We start from the raw sequence: 20,922 nt of genomic DNA, 5'->3' as shown, positions 1-20,922 counted from the left end.
ACTTATTTTACAGTAGGCCTAAGCTTTTTCATAAAATTAGAGAACTTGTTGCCCTCTTCTATCTCCGTGTAGTTATAGTTACCATAGCCATAACCGTAACCGCTTATGTTATTGGTATTGAGTTCAATATCATTAACAATAAGATATAACTGCTTCACCTTACGGTATTTTTGCAGATCATTCACAATATTCAGTTGCGATTTGTAGGTATAATTCTGGCGCATAACATAACAGGTAACGTCGGCAAATTCTTCTATTACCAAGGCGTCTGAGACCTGGCCAACCGGCGCGGTATCTATAATTACATAGTCAAATTTTACCCGTAACTCTTCTATAAGCTCCTTTAGCCTGCTGCTCATCAATATCTCTGCAGGATTGGGTGGTATGGTACCCGATGAAATGAAATAAAAGTTCTCGTTGAAAGTAGAAGGATGTATAAGATCATCAATGCAATCCTTGTCAGGGGTTATCACGTAATCGGTAAAGCCGTAGCTCGCCTGTGTACCCAAGTATTTCAGCAACTTAGGCTTGCGCAGGTCAAGCTCAAGCAGCACCACTTTTTTACCCGATAGCGCAATTGAGTTACCAAGGTTTAGCGAGATGAACGATTTGCCCTCGCCGCTCATGCTTGAGGTGAACATGATGACGTTTGATTTTCCTCCGTCGGTAACATACTTTAAATTAGTACGCAATGCGCGGATCTCTTCACTTATCACCGTGCGAGCCTCGTTGTAGATCAGCATTTTTTGCTTGTGATTGTTCTTGCTAATTTGGCCGAGCACAGCAACAGTGGTATGCTTTTCAATATCATCTTTCTTGCTGATGCGATTGTTGGTTGTCTGCCTGATGCCAAGGCCCGCAGCGGGCAAAAACAAGCCAAACAACGACGCAATTGTATATATAAAAGACTTTTTAGGAGCAAAGGGATCTTCATCACTTTCAGCATTATCTAAAATGCGGCAATTAGATATAGTGGCTTTTTGTGAGATGGCGGTTTCCTCACGTTTTTGAAGCAAGAACAGGTAAAGGTCCTGCTTTAAGCTTTGCTGCCGCGAGTAATCCAGGTAAACCCTTTCCTTTACCGGTGCATCGGCAATCTTATCGCCAATGGCCGCATTTTGCCTTACTATGGCAGATCGCGATATGTTAAGGCTATGCTTGTAACTCTTTAAACTTGTTAAAAGCATGTTGCGGGCTGTTTCTATCTGCTGATCCAGGTTTTTGATGATAGAGCTCGATTCCTGCAGGTTTAGTTTCAACTGCTCGCGACGAAGCAGCATCTCATTGTATGAATTTATTGCACTGCCGAAAGACATATCTTTAGTGATGAGCGAACTTGGCACCACCTGCGAGTTTTTCCCATTGCTTACGTAACGGTAAAGATCATTTACCACGGCAAGCTGTACTTCTGTTTCATTTAACTTTTGCTGGTAATCACTTGCGCCTTGCACAAGCGCTTTTGCCTGGGCGTTAATGTCTGATATTTTGTTATTAACCTTATATTTTTCCAGTGTCTTTTCTACCTTGCCCAGCTCGGCGCTTACAACGCTAAGCCTGCTATCGATAAATTTTATGGTGCTATCGGCCATGCGTACCTTGTTTGAGAGGTTGTTTTGCAGGTACAACTCCATGAATTTCTGCAAGATGAGTTCGCCCCTTTTGGCATTTCCATAAGCCAACTGTACCCCAATTACGGTGGATTGCTTGTCGCTGAGTGACGCAACAAACTTAGCAGCCAGTTCATTCTCAGCCTTCTTGATAGATTTTACAGCAATTTTATAATCTCCGTTTGGGTGGAAATATGAAGTTTTAACGAGATTGATGGAATAGTCGGGCAGTTTGGTTGGCACGCCAAATGTTCCTCTAATATTAATATCATTATCTGCATCCGTTAATTGATAGTGCTGGCTATCAAGCACGGCTATTTTATAGTTGTTTGACCGGGTTACGTCGTTATTTGAAAGGGCAATATTAAATGGCGCATTATCAAAAAGTTCTTTCTTCATCAGGCCGCTTTTGTCGTATAAATGAACGTTGATGTTCATTTGGGTAATTACACGGCGTAACAGGTTGCGTGATTCCAGCACCCTTACCTCATTATATGAATTGCTTTTGATATCGAAAAGTGACGACAGATCTGAGCTGACACCATTGGAGAGTAGTTTGGACGGTGAGTTCTTTTCATCTTCAATGATGATCTTACCCATCACGTTCCATTGCTTTGGAGTATATTGGATAACCAGGAAACCTACCAGCAAACTTACCAGCACACCGCCGACAAACAGATACCAGTAATTGGCAATCACGGCGAGCAATTGCCTTACTTCGCCAACATCGTCCTGTTTCTTGTAAGTAAAATCGAGTTTATCGGCTAATATGTCCCTGTCAATCATATTCAGTCAAATTTTAGGTAGTAAGCAGCAGTTTTTCCGGTGATTTAACCACCGGTTTCTGTTTACTAATTTAACTAAACGAGGATGCCTTGTTCAGCAATGAACGAGAATGAATAAAGTGAATACGCTGAACAGAATGAACAAAAGGGATGAGTGGAATTAAAGCATAAGGCCCTGCATTTGATGTGCAGGGCCTTATTATTACTTTTTAGCTATTCTATACATTTTGCCGCTATCGGTTAAGCCATATAGCGCACCGTCCTTGCCGGTTACTAATGCGCGCCATCGTTCGTTCTTATCGCGCAATAGCCGTTCTTCCCCAACAACTTTATTGTTTCTGATCACTAACCGGGCGATATGCGCGCCGCTTAGGCCGCCTACAAAAAGATTGTTTTTCCATTCGGCCAGGTTACCGGTATAAAACGTAATACCACCCGGGGAGATAGTTGGGTCCCAATAGTAAATAGGTTGCACAACACCTTCTTTTTGCTGAATGCCGTCGCCAACTTTTTCACCGCTGTATTCAATCCCATAGGTAACCACGGGCCAGCCATAATTTTTGCCGGGCTTAATGATATTGATCTCATCGCCGCCACGTGGGCCAAACTCTGCTTCCCATAATTCACCGGTAGCAGGGTTCCAGGCCAAACCATCAGGGTTGCGGTGGCCGTAGCTGTAGATCTCCGGCAACGCACCTGCCTTACCTGCAAACGGACCACCTGGAACGGCTTTACCCGCTTTAGTAATATGGATAACCTTGCCGATGCCTGCGCCCAAGTCCTGTGCCTTCATGCGGATATCAGCACCACTGCGCTCGCCGGTGCTTACAAACAAGTTGCCCTGCTTATCAAACACAATTCGGCAGCCATATTGCAGCGTGCCTTTATATGCCGGCTCTGCGCGGTATATTACTTGTACATTCTCTAATTTAGTTTCGTCAGCAGACAGCTTACCTTTCGCAATGGCCAGCAGCGAACCGCCGGATGCTTCTTCAGCATAGCCCCAGTAAACCATTCGGTTAGTGGCAAAAGCCGGGTCGATAGTAATATCCAGTAACCCGCCCTGGCCTTTAAATAGTACCGCCGGGAAACCGGTAACTTGCTTGTCAAAAGCACCGCTGGCTTTTAAAATGCGTATGGAGCCGGCCTTTTCTGTGATTATAAAACGACCATCGGGCAATACGTGTATGCCCCATGGGTTTTTAAGATCGCTGTTGATAACGGTTGCCGTATAAGGCGTTTTGGTTTTTATACCGCCAATACGCGTTTGCCCGCGGAAAGCAGGCTTATAATCTGTATTAGGCTTCTGGGTTTCAACAGGCCCTAATACCGTATCTCTTTGAACGGTGCCTGCATTGGCCGTGCCGCCGATAAGCGTAGCAAAGCCGAGCGCAATAAGCATTTTTTTGTTTTTAGCAGATGTCATTATAGTAGTTTAGTTTGAGCAAAAATAGGTTATGATCGATATGCATGGGGAGATGGATCACACTGCAATATACTCAGTTAGAAACCAAACAGACCCGCTAAAGTTTACAGGTTAGCAGATTGTTACAAAGGGCTCAGGAAAAGCGGCTTATCGATCGGCGGAATAATATTTTTCTCCAGTGCGGTATCAAACATCAGCTTAACTGCTTTTTTGCCTTCTTCACCGAGATCAACCGAGAACTTATTTACATACAGATCGATGTGCTTGTACATCACATCCTCGCTCATTTCCTGCGCATGGGAGCGAATATAATCCAGCCCCGATTTTGGATTGGCAAAAGCAAACTCTACTGATTGCCTGATGAGCCTGTTTACTTTTTGCTGAACGTCAACAGGAAGATTTCTATTGGCTACAATACCGCCTAATGGTATAGCGCAACCTGTTTCCTTTTCCCAGTAATCGCCAAGGTCCATCACTTTATGCAGGCCTTTGTCCTGATAGGTAAAACGGTTTTCGTGGATGATCAAACCTACATCAACACGCCCATCTAACACTGCATTTTCAATGTCTGAAAAAACCAGTTCCTGTTTGTTGGTAGCTTCAGGGAAAGCCAGACTAAGCAGGAAGTTAGCGGTGGTATATTTGCCCGGGATGGCTATCTTTTGATCTGAGATATGAGATTTTAAATATGAGATATCTTCCTGCTTGGTTATCAGCATAGGCCCAACACCAAAACCCAGCGCGCTGCCTGCATCTAACAGCACATATTTATCCGCTGCGTAAGCAAAGGCGTGGTAGCTTAGCTTAGTGATATCCAATTCGCCGCGAAATGCCTTTTGGTTAAGGGTTTCCACGTCATCGTAAAAAACCTCAAACTCCAGTCCTTCGGTGTCTATTTTATTGTGAATAAGAGCATCAAATATAAAGGTATCATTTGGGCAGGGCGAAAAGCCGATGGTTAATTTCATAGTACAATGTTTAACTATCCAAATCAACGGTTTGTTGATCAAAGAGCTTACATATAAAAGTCATTTTAACTAAAACTCCAATTCCAACAGCACGGGGCAATGGTCGGAATGTTTGGCCTCGGGCAGTATCATACAGCGTTTAATGTTTTCCTCAAGCTCTTTACTTGCCAGCGCATAATCAATACGCCAACCCAGGTTCTTGGCGCGGGCATTGGCGCGGAAACTCCACCATGTGTAATTATGCGGCTCCTTGTTCACATGGCGGAAGGTGTCAATGAACCCCGACTCCAGAAAATTTTCCATCCATTCCCGTTCTTCGGGCAAAAAGCCTGATGAGTTGGCGTTCGATTTTGGATTATGGATATCGATAGGGCGATGGCAGATATTGTAATCGCCGCAGAGCACCAAGTTGGGTATGCTTGCCTTTAGCAGCGTTAGGTATTTCCCAAACTCATCCAAAAAACGAAACTTAAATGCCTGCCTTTCTTCGCCGCTTGAGCCTGATGGAAAGTACGCGCTCATTACAGAAACATTATCAAAGTCAACTCGTATGCACCGTCCTTCGCGGTCAAAATCAGGTATGCCGCAGCCGTACTCCACATGATTAGGCAGTATCTTACTGAAAATGGCTGTGCCGCTGTAACCCTTTTTCTCTGCCGGAAACCAGAAGTGCTGGTAACCCAATGCATCAACCAAACCCAGATCGGTCAATACATCGGGTGTAGCTTTTATTTCTTGTAAACATACCACATCGGCATCTGTAGCCTGCAGCCATGCCAGCCAGTTCTTGTTAATAGCAGAACGGATGCCGTTTACGTTATAAGTGACGATCTTCATATTATCTCCTAAATACTTATGTATTGTTGAGCTTGTCGATCCACTCTCCTGGATAGGTCTTCGACAAGCTCAGACTGACCCTTTTGGCGGAGGTTAGGAACGAATAGCCTAAATGTTTTGTCGTGGTGAGCTTGTCGAACCACTCGCTTTAATACGTCTTCAACAGGCTCAGATGACAAAATATTATTATTTCTCTTTTGGCCAAAGTAACTCATCTAACTGCTTGCATTCTTTTTTACTGAGCAGTTCTATGGTCATGGGTACATTATCTTCAGGGCGGTCGTTACCATCGCGCTTAAGGGCTGCAATTCGATCAACCATATCTATGCCGCTTACCACCTCACCAAATACGGTATAGTTTTGATCAAGGTGCGGGGCTCCTCCGACGGAAGTATAAATATCGCGTTGCCAGGCAGGTATCTTGCGGCCTTTAAGTCTCTTTATTTCTACGGTATCCAGTTTAGCGGGTGTAAAGCGTTTACCCTCTACTATATAAAACTGGCAACCGCTGGATGCTTTTGCAGGGTTATCATCACGCGCTGCACCTAAAGCACCGCGTTTATGGAACAGGCTGTCCCTAAATTCTGCCGGGATGGTATATTTAACATCGCCGTTGCCAAGCTCTTTGCCCTTTTGGTTCTTGGTAGTATCGCGCGAATCCGGATCACCACCCTGGATCATAAAATCCTGTATCACACGGTGAAAAAGCGTACCATTATAAAAACCCTGTTTAGTGAGCTTAATAAAGTTATCGCGATGTTTGGGTGTTTCATTATACAAGCGGATGATGACGTCTCCGTATGACGACCGTATGCGCACATACTGGTTTTTAGGTGGCTTAGCAAAAGCGATGGTGCTAATGAACAGCAGGCAAATGGTAAAAAATCTGGTCATGCAACTATAAGGTTAAAGTTCCCAATCTAATTCTGTTTCAAAATAAGTTATCATCAATGATTTAAGCAGCAATTCCTGCTCAAGCAAGGTATAATTAGGGATGGTTTTTGCCAGTTTCCAATGCGGCCAGCCATCCTGGTCAAGTCCCTCCAGTTCGTAAAAACCCATTTGGCTAAATAACTTGCAGTTGGCAATATGCATCAACTCTTCTTTTTGCCTTTTACTGAATTTACGCGGGCCCTGGCCAAGTTCCTGCACGCCAACCAGAAAAAGCATCACCTTCATGTCCGGCTTCTCATTATCAAACTCCTCGGCTATTTTATTCTGCAATACAGCCCACTTGGCATTAATTTCGGCAGGTTTCATACCGGCAAATATACTGAAGCTTAACCGCCGCAAAGCGAATATTTCTAATACTATTAACAATATTGTTACGTTTATGCAACAGTATTGCATTATTATTACTTATTTTTGCATTGCATTTTAAGGCTGTGAAGAAAAGCATCTACCATATTATTTGTGCCTGGGCACTATTGTTCTGTTTTGTTGCAGGGCAGTACATGGTATTTGCGCACCAGCATCATGTGAACAAGCATGTGCACCAGCTATCTCAAAGCGACAAACACAACCCCGATAAGCAGATACTTAAAGAAAAATGTGAGGTTTGCGACAGCATGCACCATGATTTTATGGAACTTTTTAAACCGCAGTTTGCTTTACACTTTAGCAAAACCGACCGTGTTTACACTTTTAAACAGTACCATTTTCAAAGTATAGGCCTCATCCTTGCCTCTGGCAGGGCTCCTCCCGTTATTTCATAATTACCGTTCAATTTTTAGATAGCCGCGGTTCTGCGTGGCTGATTTTTGTCTGATTCTTTAATTTTTAATTATGAAACTAAAGCTTTTATATTGCTTTATATTTTTACTTGTACAGTTTACCGCCTCGGCAACTGATGTTATTGACCTTAAAGGTAAAGTTGTTGACGCTAAGACTAACGAGCCGCTTGCCGGCGCTACCGTTAGCATCCCCGATCTGCGCCTTGCCGTAGCTACCAACTTAAATGGCGAATTCACTTTCAGATCCATCCCGCAACGCGGCCGCTTTGTGGTGCAGGTGCAGTATGTAAGTTATAAATCTCTTACCCAAACTATCGATCTTTCATCCCAAGCACCACTGGTATTTGCTTTGCAGCCCAGCGTTATAGAGGCGCACGAGGTAGTAATTACCGGTACGCCAATTACAGCAGGCAGCAAGTATAACAGCACATCCGCCACGGTGGTTACTAAAGACCAGCTGCAAGGTTCGTCAACAAACCTTATTGATGCATTGGCTAAACAAGTGCCGGGCATGAGCCAGATAACCACCAGCCAGGCTATTTCAAAACCTGTTATACGTGGTTTAAGTTACAACCGTGTGGTTACTTTAAACGATGGGGTTAAACAACAAGGCCAGCAATGGGGTGATGAGCACGGTATTGAAATGGACCAGTTCTCTGCCGGCAGGGTTGAGGTATTAAGAGGTGCTGCATCATTGCAATATGGTTCTGATGCATTGGGTGGTGTTATCAATGTTATAGACCCGCCTACGCCTGCAGAGGGCAATATTGCGGGTGAGGTTTTAACAAATTATTCTACAAACAACGGCTTAAGCAATACATCAGTAATGTTGAGCGGTAACGAGAATGGTTTTGTATGGAGAGGCCGCGGAAGTTATCAAAACGCATACTCTTACAACACCCCTGCAGGCCGTGTAATAAACAGCGGATTCAACCAAACCAATGCCAGCGGTATGCTGGGTGTAAACAAGCCCTGGGGTTATTCGCACCTTAATTTCTCCTACTATAAAAATAACGTCGGTTTCCTTGATGCAGAACCCGGCGATCCATTGTACAACACATCAACCAGCCGTACGCTTGATTTCCCTCGCCAGGATATCCGCCACTACAAGGTTGCCCTAAACAACAACTTCCTGTTCGGCAGCAGCTCGTTAAAGCTTGATCTCGGTTTCCAGAAAAACCAGCGCCGTGAGTTGGAGGAAACCTCTACCCCGAATTTGTTCTTTGACATGAACACCTACTCGTTGGATGCTAAATATTACCTGCCTGAGAGCAATGGCTGGCACCCGGTTATTGGCGTAAGCAGTGCTTTGAGCCATAGCGTTAATCTTGGCGAGGAACTATTGATACCCGCTTATGACGAATTCAGTACCGGCGCCTTTGTTTACTTAAAGAAAGCCTGGGATAAAAATACTTTTAGCGCAGGTGCCCGTTATGATTTCATCAGCAACAAAGGTAAGGCACAGAATAACGCCGAAGGCGAACCGATATTTACAGGCTTTGATAACCGTTTCTCAAACGTGAGCGGTGCATTGGGCTTTACACATATATTTAACGATGACCTGAGCTTTAAGGCTAACGCCGGTACAGCTTTCCGCGCGCCAAACCCGGCCGAGTTAGGTTCTAACGGTGTGCACGAAGGTACTACCCGTTACGAAATAGGCGACCCTAACCTTTCTCCTGAGCGCAGCTACCAGGCAGATGCAACCCTGGAGTATGGCTCTGGCTTTGTTACCGGAAGCTTGGGTATTTACGAGAACTATATCCATAACTACATTTACGCCTCAAACACCAATAAGGAACAAACCACCGTGGTTGGTGAGGACGGACAAAGCAGGTCTTATGATACTTATCGCTACGGACAGGTAAATGCGAACCTTTATGGTTTTGAAGGTAACTTAACTTTGCACCCGGTATCATTTATCCACTTTGAAAACACGTTTAGCTATACCCACGCACAAAACGAGACGTTTGACAGGCCGCTGGCCCTGATACCTGCGGGTGTTTTGCATAATACCCTGCGTTTTGAGCCAAAGGTTAAGGGAATTAAGGATTTCTACTTTTATGCAGGTATAGACAATTTTTTTAGACAGGGCCGTGTAGATGAAACCTTTGAGACCGCCGCTGGTGGCTACACTTTGTTGAATGCGGGCATAGGTGCCACTTTCAATATTGGCAAACAACCACTTAAATTATATGTTTCTGGTTCAAACCTAACCAATAAGGCTTACTATGATGCGCTTAGCCGTTTAAGGCCGGGCCGCTTTAGCCAGGAAGACCCAACGTTTGGTATTTACAACATGGGCCGCAACATTACATTTGGAGTTTATATCCCTTTCGGGACCAATAGATAAAAATACAAGTTAGTTAGTTTAGTTAGAAAGAAGGCCTCGTTAGTGATAACGGGGCTTTTCGATTTCAAGACCTGGTTTATAAAATATTGAGTTGCTGCAGTTCTGTGGTAAGCTGTTCTGACGATTGATAGTGGATTGACCTGATACCTAATTGCTCGGCTGCTAAAATATTGCGTTTGTTATCATCGATAAACAAAGCTTCATTGGGTTTAACATTGTATCTGCTAAGCAATAGTTGGTAAAATTCCGGCTGGGGTTTACGCATCTTTTCGGTGCCTGATACCACAATAGCATCAAACCAGCTCAGGAACTCAAAACGCTCTAAAGCAACAGGGAAGGTCTCTGCCGACCAGTTGGTTAAAGCATAAACTTTATACTTGCCGCTTTCTTTCAGTTTTTTTAGGATTGCAACTGTGTCATCAAAAGCACCGCCCAACATTTCGTTCCATCTGCCATAAAAAGCCCTGATATTAGCCTCATGGTCTGGAAAGCGCTTTACCAGCATTTCAGTACCCTCCTCTAATGACCGACCGGCGTCCTGCTCCTCGTTCCAATCAGAGGTGGCAATGTTGGCCAAAAAATGGATCATCTCTTCTTCACTGTCAAACAAAGTGCGGTATAGGTAATGCGGGTTCCAGTCTATAAGAACTGCGCCTAAATCAAATATGATGGTATTGATCACTTTTTCTTGTATTCTTTTTTAGGATAGTCTTTTTCAGTCACCTTATAATCAGTAATCACGGAGTCTTTTTTATTCCACCAGAAAACAAGGTTTTTAGTGCGGATGGTATCCAAACCCTGCATTTTCAGGATTATCTGGTAATGAAAGTTCGTGCTGTCGTAACTGAAACGATCCGGCTCATGCAAAAGGCCTACAACGTTTTTATATTTCATGCCTTTAAACTGGTATTTCTGCAGCAGATCATCAATCATCAGGTTACGGCGCGGAAAATCGAGCCCGTCGCCATCATTCCAGCCTTTACGGTCAAAATCTTGTTTGGCAGTACAACCATAAGCAAAGGCGGCACATATTAAAAAAGTAATCAGGAGTTTAAAGCGATCCATTATGCTATGCATTGTTTAGCAAATATCTCTTAAATTCTTCAAAGCCGGTACCTAAACTTACTGCATGGCTTTCTTTTTCTTCTAATTCGCTTACCTGTGCAGGTATCTCGATCTTTTCGGCTATCTCCGGCTTAAATACATCCGGGAATTTGCAAGGATGAGCCGTTGACAGGAATATACCTGCAGTATCATCCGCAATATGCTCCTGCTGATATGCTTTTAAGGCCTTCCAGGCGATAGCGGTATGAGGGCAGGCTACATAGTTATCATCTTTCGATAGTTGTTCGATGGCAGCCAACGTATCCTCATCCGTGTAACTGTAACCGGTGATGAGTTGCCTTACAGTGTCAAGGTCTTCATCAAACAGGTCAGCAATACGCACCCAGTTGCTTGGGTTGCCAACATCCATTGCATTCGATAGCGTAGAAACGGATGGCTTGGCTTCATAAACACCGCTCTTTAAGAATGCAGGTACGGTATCATTTGCGTTAGTTGCTGCAATAAAATGCTCAACAGGCAAGCCCATCTTCCAAGCCAATAAGCCTGCACCTATGTTACCAAAGTTACCGCTCGGCACGCAGAATATCGCTTTGCTTATACCCTGGCGAAGCAGCTGTGCATAGGCGTTAAAATAGTAGAACGTTTGCGGAATAAGCCTTGCGATATTAATGGAGTTAGCCGATGTTAGGCGGAACTTTTCATTAAGTTTCTTATCCGTAAATGCCTGCTTAACCAGCGCTTGGCAATCGTCAAAAGTGCCATCGACCTCTACAGCCCGAATGTTTTGGCCGTTTGTGGTTAACTGCAATTCCTGTATGTGGCTTACTTTGCCCTTGGGATAAAGAATGGTTACACGTGTATTCGGGACGCCCAGAAAGCCTAACGCCACCGCGCCGCCGGTATCGCCCGATGTAGCCACAAGCACATCAAGTTGTTTTTCCCCTTCTTCAAGGAAGTAAGCCATAACACGGCTCATGAACCTTGCTCCAAAATCCTTAAAGGCTAATGATGGCCCGTGGAAAAGCTCCAGCACAAAAACATTCTTTTCCAGCTTTACAATGGGTGCATAAAAGTTAATAGCATCGTTGATGATGGCTTTTAAATCATCCGAAGGTATATCGTCACCCAACAGGTTTTGCGCCACATGGAAAGCTATTTCCGGCAGCGTGTACTTATCCAAATTGTTCAGAAACTTATCATCCAGGTGAGGGATATGCTCTGGCATGTACAAGCCTTTATCCTGCGGCATGCTATTAAAAACCGCTTCTTTGAAACCAACCCTAAGGTTTTTGTTATTTGTGCTGTAGAATTTCATTATGTCAGAATCAGAATTTACAGAATTTGAGAATTAACTGAATTGATTATGAATCAGAGCGGACATAAGGCATTCTGTAAATCCTTTAATCCTGTAAATTCTGACCCCTTTTGAATTTTGATTTACCCTATCACCCTTGGCCCTGCATCATTTATGGTAGATACATAAGTGTTAGCGCCTATTTTGATACTATTGAGGTGTTGTTTCAGCTTACCGGTAATGAGCCTTGCGGTTTGTTCGTCGCGGGTAAAGGCGAAAACCGACGGGCCCGAGCCTGAGATACCGAAGCTTACCGCGCCAAGGTCCATAGCCATTTTGCGCATCTCGTAAAAATCGGGGATCAGCATGCTGCGTACCGGTTCTACCAATACATCCTGCATGCTGCGGCCTATCAGGTCGATATCCTGCATAAAGAGGCCGCTTACCAACCCGGCAATGTTGCCCCACTGAGTTACAGCATCTTTCATGTTTATTTTGTTGCGGATGATCTGCCTGGCCTCGCGGGTAGGCACATCTACATCCGGGAACACAATAGCGCACCATAGGTCTTTAGGGTGAGGTAGTCGTACTACATCAAGTGGTTCATAGCTGCGTATCAGCACAAAGCCGCCAAACAGCGCCGGTGCCACGTTATCAGCATGTCCATGCCCGCAAGCCAGTTCTTCGCCCTTCATGGCAAAAGGCAGAAGTTTAGCCGGGTCAGAGTTATCACCCATTAATGTCTTGATGGCATACAAACCAGCTACGGTACTGGCCGAACTTGAGCCCAGGCCGCTGCCTATCGGCATTTTTTTATGCAGCTCAATATCCACGCCCACATCTAAACGGCCAATGCTTTTAAGGTAATGCTCAACGCTCACGCTAACCGTGTTCTTCGCCGGATCCATCGGAAGGCGGCCATTATCGCCGGTTATTTTGCTGATGGTGATGCCTGGCTTTTCAGTGCGACGCATTACCACCTCATCGCCCGGTTCGTTTACGGCAAAGCCAAGTACATCAAACCCGCAAACCACATTGGCTACAGTGGCCGGTGCGAAGACGTGAACGCTGTCCAAGCCCGCGTTTGCCTTCGCCGATGGTTGTTCTAAATCTTGTATATCGTTACTCATTTTATTTATCTTTTTAAGGACACACCCCTGCCCCTCTGAAGAGGGGAACCCGGCGCTCTTGTCCTTTATCTTGGTTCTTGATTCCTGTCTCTTGGCTCTCTCTTAATTTGCTCCCACATTTATCAAATCAGCAAACACGCCTGCGGCGGTAACTTCGGCACCTGCGCCGGGGCCTTTTACTACCAGCGGGCGCTCGCGGTACCTGTCGGTAGTGAAAGAGATGATGTTATCACTGCCGCTAAGCATGTAAAACGGGTGGTTCTCATCAACCATTTGCAGGGTTATGGATGCTTTGCCATTTTCCAGTTTACCAATGTAGCGCAGTACCTTTTTCTCGCTTTCAGCACGGTTTTTCAGATCAGTAAAGAAAGCATCTTCAGCTTTTAAAGCTGCGTAGAAATCCTCAACAGTTTTAGCTTCAAGGCAGGCTTTTGGCAGCACGCTTTCTATAGATACATCCGCTTCTTCAATTTCGTGACCGGCATCGCGGGCCAGTATCAGGATCTTACGCATAAAATCTTTACCGCTCAGGTCATCGCGCGGATCCGGCTCGGTATAACCTTTTTCCTGTGCTTCTTTAACCACATCGTGGAAATTGTCGTCGCCTTTAAAGTGATTAAAGATGAAGGATATAGTTCCAGACAAAATGGCCTCGATTCTCTGGATTCTGTCGCCGCTGCTCATCAGGTCTTTTAGGGTGCGGATGATAGGCAGGCCTGCACCAACATTGGTCTCATAGAAGAAATCGACCCCATGTCTGCGGGCAGTATCTCTAAAGTTTTGGTACTGGGCCAGCGAAGCCGAGTTACCTATCTTGTTACAGGTTACCACTGATACGTTTGCTTTAAAAGCATCCTCGTAAAACTCAACCGGTTTAGGGCTGGCAGTGTTATCTATAAACACACAGTTTGGCAAATTCAATTCCTTCATTTTGGCGATAAAGCCTGGCAGATCAGCCTCATGGGTTGATTCCTGTAATTCATCCTGCCAGGTATCTAACGATAGGCCATCGCTGTTGAACACCATTTTGCGTGTGTTGCTGATGCCTACAACTTTTACCTGTATACCATTATTTTTTTGCAGGTAATCTTTATGTGCATTCAATTGAGCAAACAACGTTTTACCGATATTGCCGGTGCCAAGGCAAAAGGCGTGCAGAGTTTTAGTCAATTCAATAAAGAAAGCATCATGTACCGCGTTAAGGGCTTTCGAAAGATCGGTTGCGGATATGATAACCGAGATGTTATACTCCGATGAGCCCTGTGCAATGGCACGTACATTTACACCATTACGGCCCAGCGCATGGAACAGTTTACCGCTCATGCCCGGAGTTTGTTTCATGTTTTCACCTACTATGGCAAGGATGGCCTGGTTGCTTTCAATCACCAGCGGCTCAAGCTTATTGGCTAAAAGTTCCAGCTCAAATTCCTGTTCAATCACTTGTTTAGCTTTTTCAACATCTTGTGGTTGTACGGCAAAAGTGATGCTATGCTCTGATGACGACTGTGTGATCAGGATGATGTTGATCTGCTCCCTGGCTAACAGGGAGAACAACCTGCCGCTAAAGCCCGATTTGCCTACCATGCCGCTGCCCTGCAAATTAAGGATGCTGATGTTGTTGATCGAAGAGATACCTTTGATTGGCAGTGTTGAAGATTTACAATCGTGACGGATAACCGTCCCGGCAAACACCGGCTCAAAAGTATTTTTGATCACGATAGGGATCTTCTTCAAAAAGGCCGGGATCATGGTTGGCGGATAGATCACTTTGGCACCGAAGTAGGAAAGTTCCATGGCTTCAGTATAGGATAGCTCTTCTAACGGAAACGCCTTTTGCACCATGCGCGGGTCGGCGGTCATCATACCGTTAACGTCGGTCCATATTTGTATCTCTTCAGCATTTAGCGCTGCACCAAATATAGCTGCGGTATAGTCGCTACCACCACGACCAAGAGTAGTGATCTGCCCTGCATCGTTACCGGCGATGAAACCGGTGACGATCATTAGTCGGTTTTTATGTTGCTGATAAAAAGTATTGATCAGCATATTAGTAAGCTCGCTGTTTACTTTCGCATTACCAAAGGCGCTATCCGTCTTAATCAGTTCAGATGCATCTACAAAAAGCACATCCTCGAAATGCTGCGCAGCAATCTTGCCTACCATTAGCGCGGAGCAGCGCTCGCCGAAGCTAACAATCTGATCGCGGGTTTTGGGGGTAAGTTCGCGCAGTGTAAGTACACCTTGCAGCAATTCTTCAAGTTGATTAAAATGAATTTTAAGTCGGGTAAAGGCAGGGTTTTGGTTCTGCACTTCAAGCAGTGCCTTAACAACATCAAAGTGGCGTTTCTCCAGCTCGGCAAGCTCGGCGGTAAATTCTTTGCCATTTGCAGCACCTTCGGCCATGGCTATCAAAAGATTGGTAACACCACCCATTGCTGATAGTACTACTACCGGCCTGCTTTGTGGCTTGTCCTCGGCCTTTAAAATATCAAGCAGGGTTTTTATACTTCCTACCGACCCTACTGATGTACCTCCGAATTTTAATACTTTCATTTTAAGTTGTAATAAAAAAGCCTTCCCCGTTTCGGAGGAAGGCTTTCTGTTTGGTTTCATTTATGTTTTTTACACCATACGATTATCTTCCTCCGAGGTTTATACCGGTGGTAATAATTGTTGTAATTGTGGTGTTGTTAATTGTCATATATAATGTCGGTAAAGTAAGTAGATAATAATCGGAATGTCAAGGGCAATTTGTATTTATTTTTCTCAAAGCCCTTTATGTGTGTAAATTGCGCATCATATGCAGGGTTTAGTTACAAAATCAACCGGAAGCTGGTACCAGGTAAAGGCGGGGAATGAGGTGTTTGATTGCCGTATAAAAGGTAAGTTCCGGATAAAGGGCATCACAACCACCAACCCTATTGCGGTTGGGGATGTAGTTGATTTTGAAATGGAGCCGGAACAGGGTACAGGTGTTATCACTAACCTGCATCAGCGCAAAAATTACATTATCCGTAAATCGGTAAACCTTTCCAAACAGGCGCAGATTATTGCCGCCAATCTCGATCAGGCTTTTTTGATCGTTACACTGGCATCACCCCGCACTTCGTTAGGTTTTATTGATCGCTTTCTGGTTACTGCGGAGGCCTACGATATACCTGCGAGATTGATATTCAACAAGCTCGATCTGTTTAGTGATGAAGGCCTTTCAATACTCGGAGATTATAAAGATATTTACGAGCGTATCGGCTACCCCTGCTACGAGGTATCGGCCAAAGAGGGCACCAATATTCAGCAAGTTCAAGATCAGCTCAAAGATAAGGTCACTTTGCTAACGGGTCATTCCGGTGTGGGAAAATCCAGTTTGATCAATCGTCTACTGCCCGACCTTGAGCTGAAAACGCACATGATATCTGAATGGAGCGATAAGGGCATGCACACTACCACGTTTGCCGAGATGTTTGACCTGCCGCAGGGCGGTTATATCATCGATACACCCGGTATCCGCGAGTTAGGTGTTATCGATATAGAGAAACAGGAACTTGGCCATTTTTTCCCGGAGATGCGCGAACGTATGAACGAGTGCCGCTTTAACAACTGCCGCCATATTAATGAGCCGGGTTGCGCTGTTTTAGAAGCATTGGATGAAGATGAAATAGCCATCACCCGTTATGAAAGCTACCTGAGTATTTATAATGGGAACGATACACGGTCTTAATGGAGAAGCAAGACAACACGAGGCAAGAAACAAGACAACTTATCACGTCAAGAACAACTTAGTAATCCGAGTCGTGATTCTTATATCTTGACTCTTGAATCTACACAATGAGAGCAGTTATACAAAGAGTATCCGAAGCGGCCTGCCGGGTTGATGGTAATATCACCGGTGAAATTGGTATTGGTTTTATGGTACTATTAGGCATTGAAGATGCCGATACAGACGAAGACCTGCAATGGCTTGCCCAAAAGATAGCCGGATTACGTGTTTTTAGCGATGAGCAGGGCTTAATGAATAGATCATTAGCAGATATAGACGGCGGTATTTTATTGATCTCCCAATTTACGCTGTTTGCTGCAACCAAAAAAGGTAACCGCCCTTCTTTCATCAGGGCAGCCAAGCCTGATAAAGCTATCCCTCTTTATGAAAAAATGATCAGCACGCTTGAGCAGATCACCGGTAAAAAAGTAGCCACCGGTATATTTGGCGCCGATATGAAAGTGAGCCTGGTTAACGATGGTCCTGTCACGATTACGATCGACACCAAAGTGAAAGAATAAAAAGAATTAGCTCATAAACAAAAACGCCCTGCAATTACAGGGCGTTTTCTATTTAAGTTTAAAATTGGGTGCTTTTATTCAACTGTGACTGACTTTGCCAGGTTACGAGGCTGATCTACGTTACAACCGCGCATTACAGCGATATGGTACGATAACAACTGCAACGGAATGGTAGCAAGCAGCGGCACAAAGGTTTCGCTGGTCAAAGGTATCTCAATGGTGTAATCGGCCATTGCTTTAACATCGGTATCACCTTCTGATACAATGGCGATTACATGGCCGCCACGTGCTTTAACTTCTTGTATATTGCTCACCACTTTCTCGTACTGTGAATTTTTGGTAGCAATAAACACAACCGGCATATCGGCATCGATAAGTGCAATTGGGCCGTGCTTCATCTCGGCAGCCGGATAGCCTTCAGCATGAATGTACGATATCTCTTTGAGCTTCAAAGCACCTTCTAATGCCACAGGAAACGAGTTGCCGCGTCCAAGGAATAAACAGTTGGCAGAATCTTTAAAACGCTCAGCTATTTTAATTACTTCATCGTTGCATTCCAGTGCTTTTTCAACCAGTTGAGGAATCTCGTCAAGTTCGGTTAGGTATTCAACAAATTTGCTTTGCGTAATGGTACCACGTTGTTGCGCGATGTAAAATGCTATCAAAGTTAAAACCGTAACCTGCGCAGTAAATGCCTTGGTTGATGCCACACCTATCTCCGGCCCTGCATGGGTGTAAACGCCAGCGTGCGTAATACGTGGTATGGAAGCGCCCACCACGTTACAAATACCAAATATGGTTGCACCTTTTTCTTTAGCCAGTTCAATAGCTGCCATGGTGTCTGCGGTTTCGCCAGATTGCGATATGGCTATCACCAGGTCTTTAGGAGTGATGATAGGATTACGGTATCTGAACTCTGAAGCGTACTCAACCTCAACAGGTACACGGGCATACTCCTCTATCAGGTACTCGCCAACTAAGCCGGCGTGCCATGATGTACCGCAAGCCACGATGATGATACGATCAACATTTTTTATCTTTTCGATATATTCTTTAATACCGCCTAATTGCACAATGCCTTGTTCCGGATAAATACGGCCACGCAGACAATCGCGTATTGAACGGGGCTGTTCGTATATCTCCTTTAGCATAAAGTGATCGTAGCCGCCTTTTTCCAGCATCTCCAGCTTAAGCTCCAACTCCTGTATGTAAGGAGTTTGAACAGTATTATCAATGTTTTTGATCAGCAGGTCATCCCGACGTACGTAAGCGATCTCGTTATCGTTTAAATAAATTACGTTCTTGGTGTATTCTACAATTGGCGTGGCGTCTGAAGCGATAAAATACTCGCCATTGCCTACACCGATTACCATAGGACTGCCTTTACGGGCTGCTATCAATTCATCCGGCTCTTCTTCGCTCATGATAACAATGGCATATGCGCCAACCACCCGGTTAAGTGCTAACCTTACCGCTTCGCGAAGACCCAAGCCTGTAACGTCTTTTATCTCCTCAATAAGGTGTATCAGCACCTCTGTATCTGTATCGCTTTTAAACTCGTGCCCTTTTGAAGTTAAGGCTTCCTTTAAAACGGCATAGTTTTCAATAATACCGTTGTGGATAATGGTAAGCTTGCCATCACCTGATGTATGAGGGTGAGAATTTCTATCACTTGGCACGCCGTGTGTAGCCCAACGGGTGTGGCCCATACCAGCACTACCGCTTAGATCTTTGCCTTCAACAAAGGCTTCAAGATCGCTTACCTTTCCGGCCTTTTTAAAAAGTTTCAGGTCACCGTCTGATAGTGCTATACCGGCACTATCATACCCCCTGTACTCAAGGCGGTGCAACCCTTTTATAACTATTGGATAGGCATCTCTAAAGCCTATATAACCTACTATACCACACATAAATAGATATTCTTTTTTTTGTTTAGCTGATAAAAATCAGCAACAAAAGTAACTGAATAATTCTATTATCAATAATAAAGTTCACATACAAAAAAAGATGCCCTATTTGGGGCATCTTTTTAAGAAACTTTAAAAAGTTTTCTATGGATTTATCTTTGTGTAGTATATGTTGATCCGGGCTCTATTAGCTCCATTTTTACCAACTATAACTGTACGCTGGGCATAGGTAGAAGTGACACCGATGTTAACGGTTTGCTGCGTTGATGTAGTGGCTGGCGATGGTGTAACCGGTGCAAGGTAAGTACCGTAATCAACAGATTTACCGCTAATAAGATCTTGTAAATAGGCCGTTATAAGGAAATGGTAAGCATTTTCATTTGCATCGTATCTGCCTCCGAAAACCTGCGCATTTCGCGGGTCTGATGGTGATGCATCCTGCAACAGCGCACGTTGCCTCGAAAGATCAAGCCTGTAAAGCGTAAGCTGCTGGTTAGGTGCAAATGGCGTTCCCGTGCCCGGCGCAACATTCACTACAAGTTCTGCGCGGTTTATAATAGCGTTTTTGCCTACAGCACCAAGTATGTTCTTAACATCAGGAAAAGTAATTTTAGACCGAAGCCCCACAAGGCCCTGCAAATAAACCAAGCCATCTTTAGAAGTTTGATTTAAAGCCGCCGTGACGTTGCTGCTGTAAGCGTGTTTAATAAGATTTACATTATTACTCAAAGGCAGCGCAAGTGATGCTGTATCTGTGGTGCCGCCTGTGGTTAATTTATAATACACCTGTACCTTAGCGCTTGTATCAACCCTAAAGAACATATTGCCGCCTATACCCGTAGTTCCGCTTTTATCAAGTGTTATATACAGTCCTTTAACATAGTTTTGATACGCTGCATTGCTACGTAATATGCTGGCAGGGGCGTTAAACAGATTCGTATAAACGAAGGATGAACTTATAGGGACACGGACCTGTGGCACTACCTTGGCCAAGGTATCGGCCTTGCCTTTTACAATGTTATACACCTGCAGGGTATCATGAGCGCGGGCCTTAAATGTTTTAGTACCTATAATATCGCTGGTATACGTTAACTGACTGGTATTGTAATAATTTTGCGTTGTTACAATATTTTGGCTTAATTGATGAACGTTTACTTTAAACGTTGAAAGTAATGAATCACCATAAAAGCCATCAGATGCATAAGGCAATATTAGTACGGCCGAATCAATAGATATCTCTCCGGTAGGAATTGTGTAAGCAACGGTACCCGGCAAATTAAGCATGGCACCAATATCTGCTTTTGTATTACCAAATAATGGATCATTAAAATAAGATAATGGTGCCCTGGCCAATACGCCGTTGGTAACCACAGTATCTTCCGGAACGGTAGTAAGAACAATGCTGGTATCAACAAGCAAAGTGCCATTTATCTGGTTAGCGGGGTCAACATCTAAGCCGATGCCTTCCTGTCTTTTACAACTGCTAAAAATAAAAAGACTTATTAACAGGGTTAATAAGCCTAATTTGTAAAATTTCAT

The 20,922-nt window shown here is 44.3% G+C and carries 17 protein-coding genes; 4 read left to right on the top strand and 13 right to left on the bottom strand.

The features are described from left to right. Positions 1-2 precede the first annotated feature (2 nt). The 6 genes from INP83_RS04705 to INP83_RS04680 all read right to left on the bottom strand — a co-directional run bounded on the left by INP83_RS04705 (position 3) and on the right by INP83_RS04680 (position 6,883). Positions 3-2,393, bottom strand: coding sequence for a tyrosine-protein kinase (locus INP83_RS04705; RefSeq protein WP_219126488.1), 2,391 nt, complete (start codon positions 2,391-2,393; stop codon positions 3-5). Positions 2,394-2,594: 201 nt separating this feature from the next. After that, complete coding sequence (locus tag INP83_RS04700) at positions 2,595-3,818, bottom strand: PQQ-dependent sugar dehydrogenase (RefSeq protein ID WP_255563257.1); 1,224 nt, start codon at positions 3,816-3,818, stop codon at positions 2,595-2,597. Between the two features lie 122 nt (positions 3,819-3,940). Continuing rightward, positions 3,941-4,786, bottom strand: a complete 846-nt coding sequence (locus INP83_RS04695; protein WP_219126487.1) for a menaquinone biosynthesis family protein — start codon at positions 4,784-4,786, stop codon at positions 3,941-3,943. 69 nt (positions 4,787-4,855) lie between these two features. Further along, positions 4,856-5,623 carry an exodeoxyribonuclease III gene (locus INP83_RS04690; protein ID WP_146269290.1) on the bottom strand — a complete coding sequence of 256 codons (768 nt, stop codon included), beginning with the start codon at positions 5,621-5,623 and terminating at the stop codon, positions 4,856-4,858. Positions 5,624-5,809: 186 nt separating this feature from the next. After that, positions 5,810-6,517: a peptidylprolyl isomerase gene (locus INP83_RS04685; protein WP_219126486.1), complete on the bottom strand. Its 708-nt coding sequence runs from the start codon at positions 6,515-6,517 to the stop codon at positions 5,810-5,812. Positions 6,518-6,529: 12 nt separating this feature from the next. Then, complete coding sequence (locus tag INP83_RS04680; RefSeq protein WP_146269563.1) at positions 6,530-6,883, bottom strand: hypothetical protein; 354 nt, start codon at positions 6,881-6,883, stop codon at positions 6,530-6,532. A 125-nt stretch (positions 6,884-7,008) separates the two neighbouring features. Between INP83_RS04680 and INP83_RS04675 the strand changes: the two genes are divergently transcribed. Both INP83_RS04675 and INP83_RS04670 read left to right on the top strand, forming a co-directional pair. Next, the gene (locus INP83_RS04675) at positions 7,009-7,338 is read left to right on the top strand and encodes a hypothetical protein (RefSeq protein WP_146269292.1); all 330 of its coding nucleotides are present in this window, start codon (positions 7,009-7,011) and stop codon (positions 7,336-7,338) included. Between the two features lie 70 nt (positions 7,339-7,408). Further along, a complete protein-coding gene (locus INP83_RS04670; RefSeq protein WP_219126485.1) occupies positions 7,409-9,709 on the top strand; it encodes a TonB-dependent receptor in 2,301 nt (766 codons plus the stop codon). A gap of 76 nt (positions 9,710-9,785) precedes the next feature. Here INP83_RS04670 and INP83_RS04665 read toward each other — a convergent pair whose 3' ends face one another. The 5 genes from INP83_RS04665 to thrA form a co-directional block, all read right to left on the bottom strand. Continuing rightward, positions 9,786-10,391, bottom strand: coding sequence for an HAD family phosphatase (locus tag INP83_RS04665; protein WP_219126484.1), 606 nt, complete (start codon positions 10,389-10,391; stop codon positions 9,786-9,788). Further along, positions 10,388-10,774 carry a hypothetical protein gene (locus tag INP83_RS04660; RefSeq protein ID WP_146269295.1) on the bottom strand — a complete coding sequence of 129 codons (387 nt, stop codon included), beginning with the start codon at positions 10,772-10,774 and terminating at the stop codon, positions 10,388-10,390. Before INP83_RS04660 ends, INP83_RS04665 begins: the two co-directional genes overlap by 4 nt. Positions 10,775-10,778: 4 nt before the next feature. Then, the gene (gene thrC, locus INP83_RS04655) at positions 10,779-12,089 is read right to left on the bottom strand and encodes a threonine synthase (protein ID WP_219126483.1); all 1,311 of its coding nucleotides are present in this window, start codon (positions 12,087-12,089) and stop codon (positions 10,779-10,781) included. Between the two features lie 122 nt (positions 12,090-12,211). Then, positions 12,212-13,198 carry a homoserine kinase gene (locus tag INP83_RS04650; RefSeq protein WP_219126482.1) on the bottom strand — a complete coding sequence of 329 codons (987 nt, stop codon included), beginning with the start codon at positions 13,196-13,198 and terminating at the stop codon, positions 12,212-12,214. A gap of 102 nt (positions 13,199-13,300) precedes the next feature. Continuing rightward, positions 13,301-15,751, bottom strand: a complete 2,451-nt coding sequence (gene thrA / locus INP83_RS04645; protein ID WP_219126481.1) for a bifunctional aspartate kinase/homoserine dehydrogenase I — start codon at positions 15,749-15,751, stop codon at positions 13,301-13,303. Positions 15,752-15,998: 247 nt separating this feature from the next. Between thrA and rsgA the strand changes: the two genes are divergently transcribed. Together rsgA and dtd are read left to right on the top strand one after the other, a co-directional pair. After that, entirely contained in the window at positions 15,999-16,916 is a 918-nt protein-coding gene (rsgA, locus tag INP83_RS04640; protein ID WP_219126480.1) for a ribosome small subunit-dependent GTPase A, read from the top strand. A 107-nt stretch (positions 16,917-17,023) separates the two neighbouring features. After that, on the top strand, positions 17,024-17,476 hold the full coding sequence (gene dtd / locus INP83_RS04635; RefSeq protein WP_219126479.1) for a D-aminoacyl-tRNA deacylase: 453 nt from the start codon (positions 17,024-17,026) through the stop codon (positions 17,474-17,476). Between the two features lie 74 nt (positions 17,477-17,550). Here the strand turns inward: dtd and glmS are convergent, their stop codons facing one another. Both glmS and INP83_RS04625 read right to left on the bottom strand, forming a co-directional pair. Next, the gene (gene glmS, locus INP83_RS04630) at positions 17,551-19,386 is read right to left on the bottom strand and encodes a glutamine--fructose-6-phosphate transaminase (isomerizing) (protein WP_219126478.1); all 1,836 of its coding nucleotides are present in this window, start codon (positions 19,384-19,386) and stop codon (positions 17,551-17,553) included. Positions 19,387-19,527: 141 nt separating this feature from the next. Next, on the bottom strand, positions 19,528-20,922 hold the full coding sequence (locus tag INP83_RS04625) for a DUF4270 domain-containing protein (RefSeq protein ID WP_219126477.1): 1,395 nt from the start codon (positions 20,920-20,922) through the stop codon (positions 19,528-19,530).

Origin of the sequence: Mucilaginibacter sp. 21P (genome assembly GCF_019331605.1) — a bacterium.
In the GTDB taxonomy this organism is placed as follows: domain Bacteria; phylum Bacteroidota; class Bacteroidia; order Sphingobacteriales; family Sphingobacteriaceae; genus Mucilaginibacter; species Mucilaginibacter achroorhodeus.
Note: the sequence above shows the minus strand (reverse complement) of the source record. Positions and strands in the feature narration are given on the sequence as shown.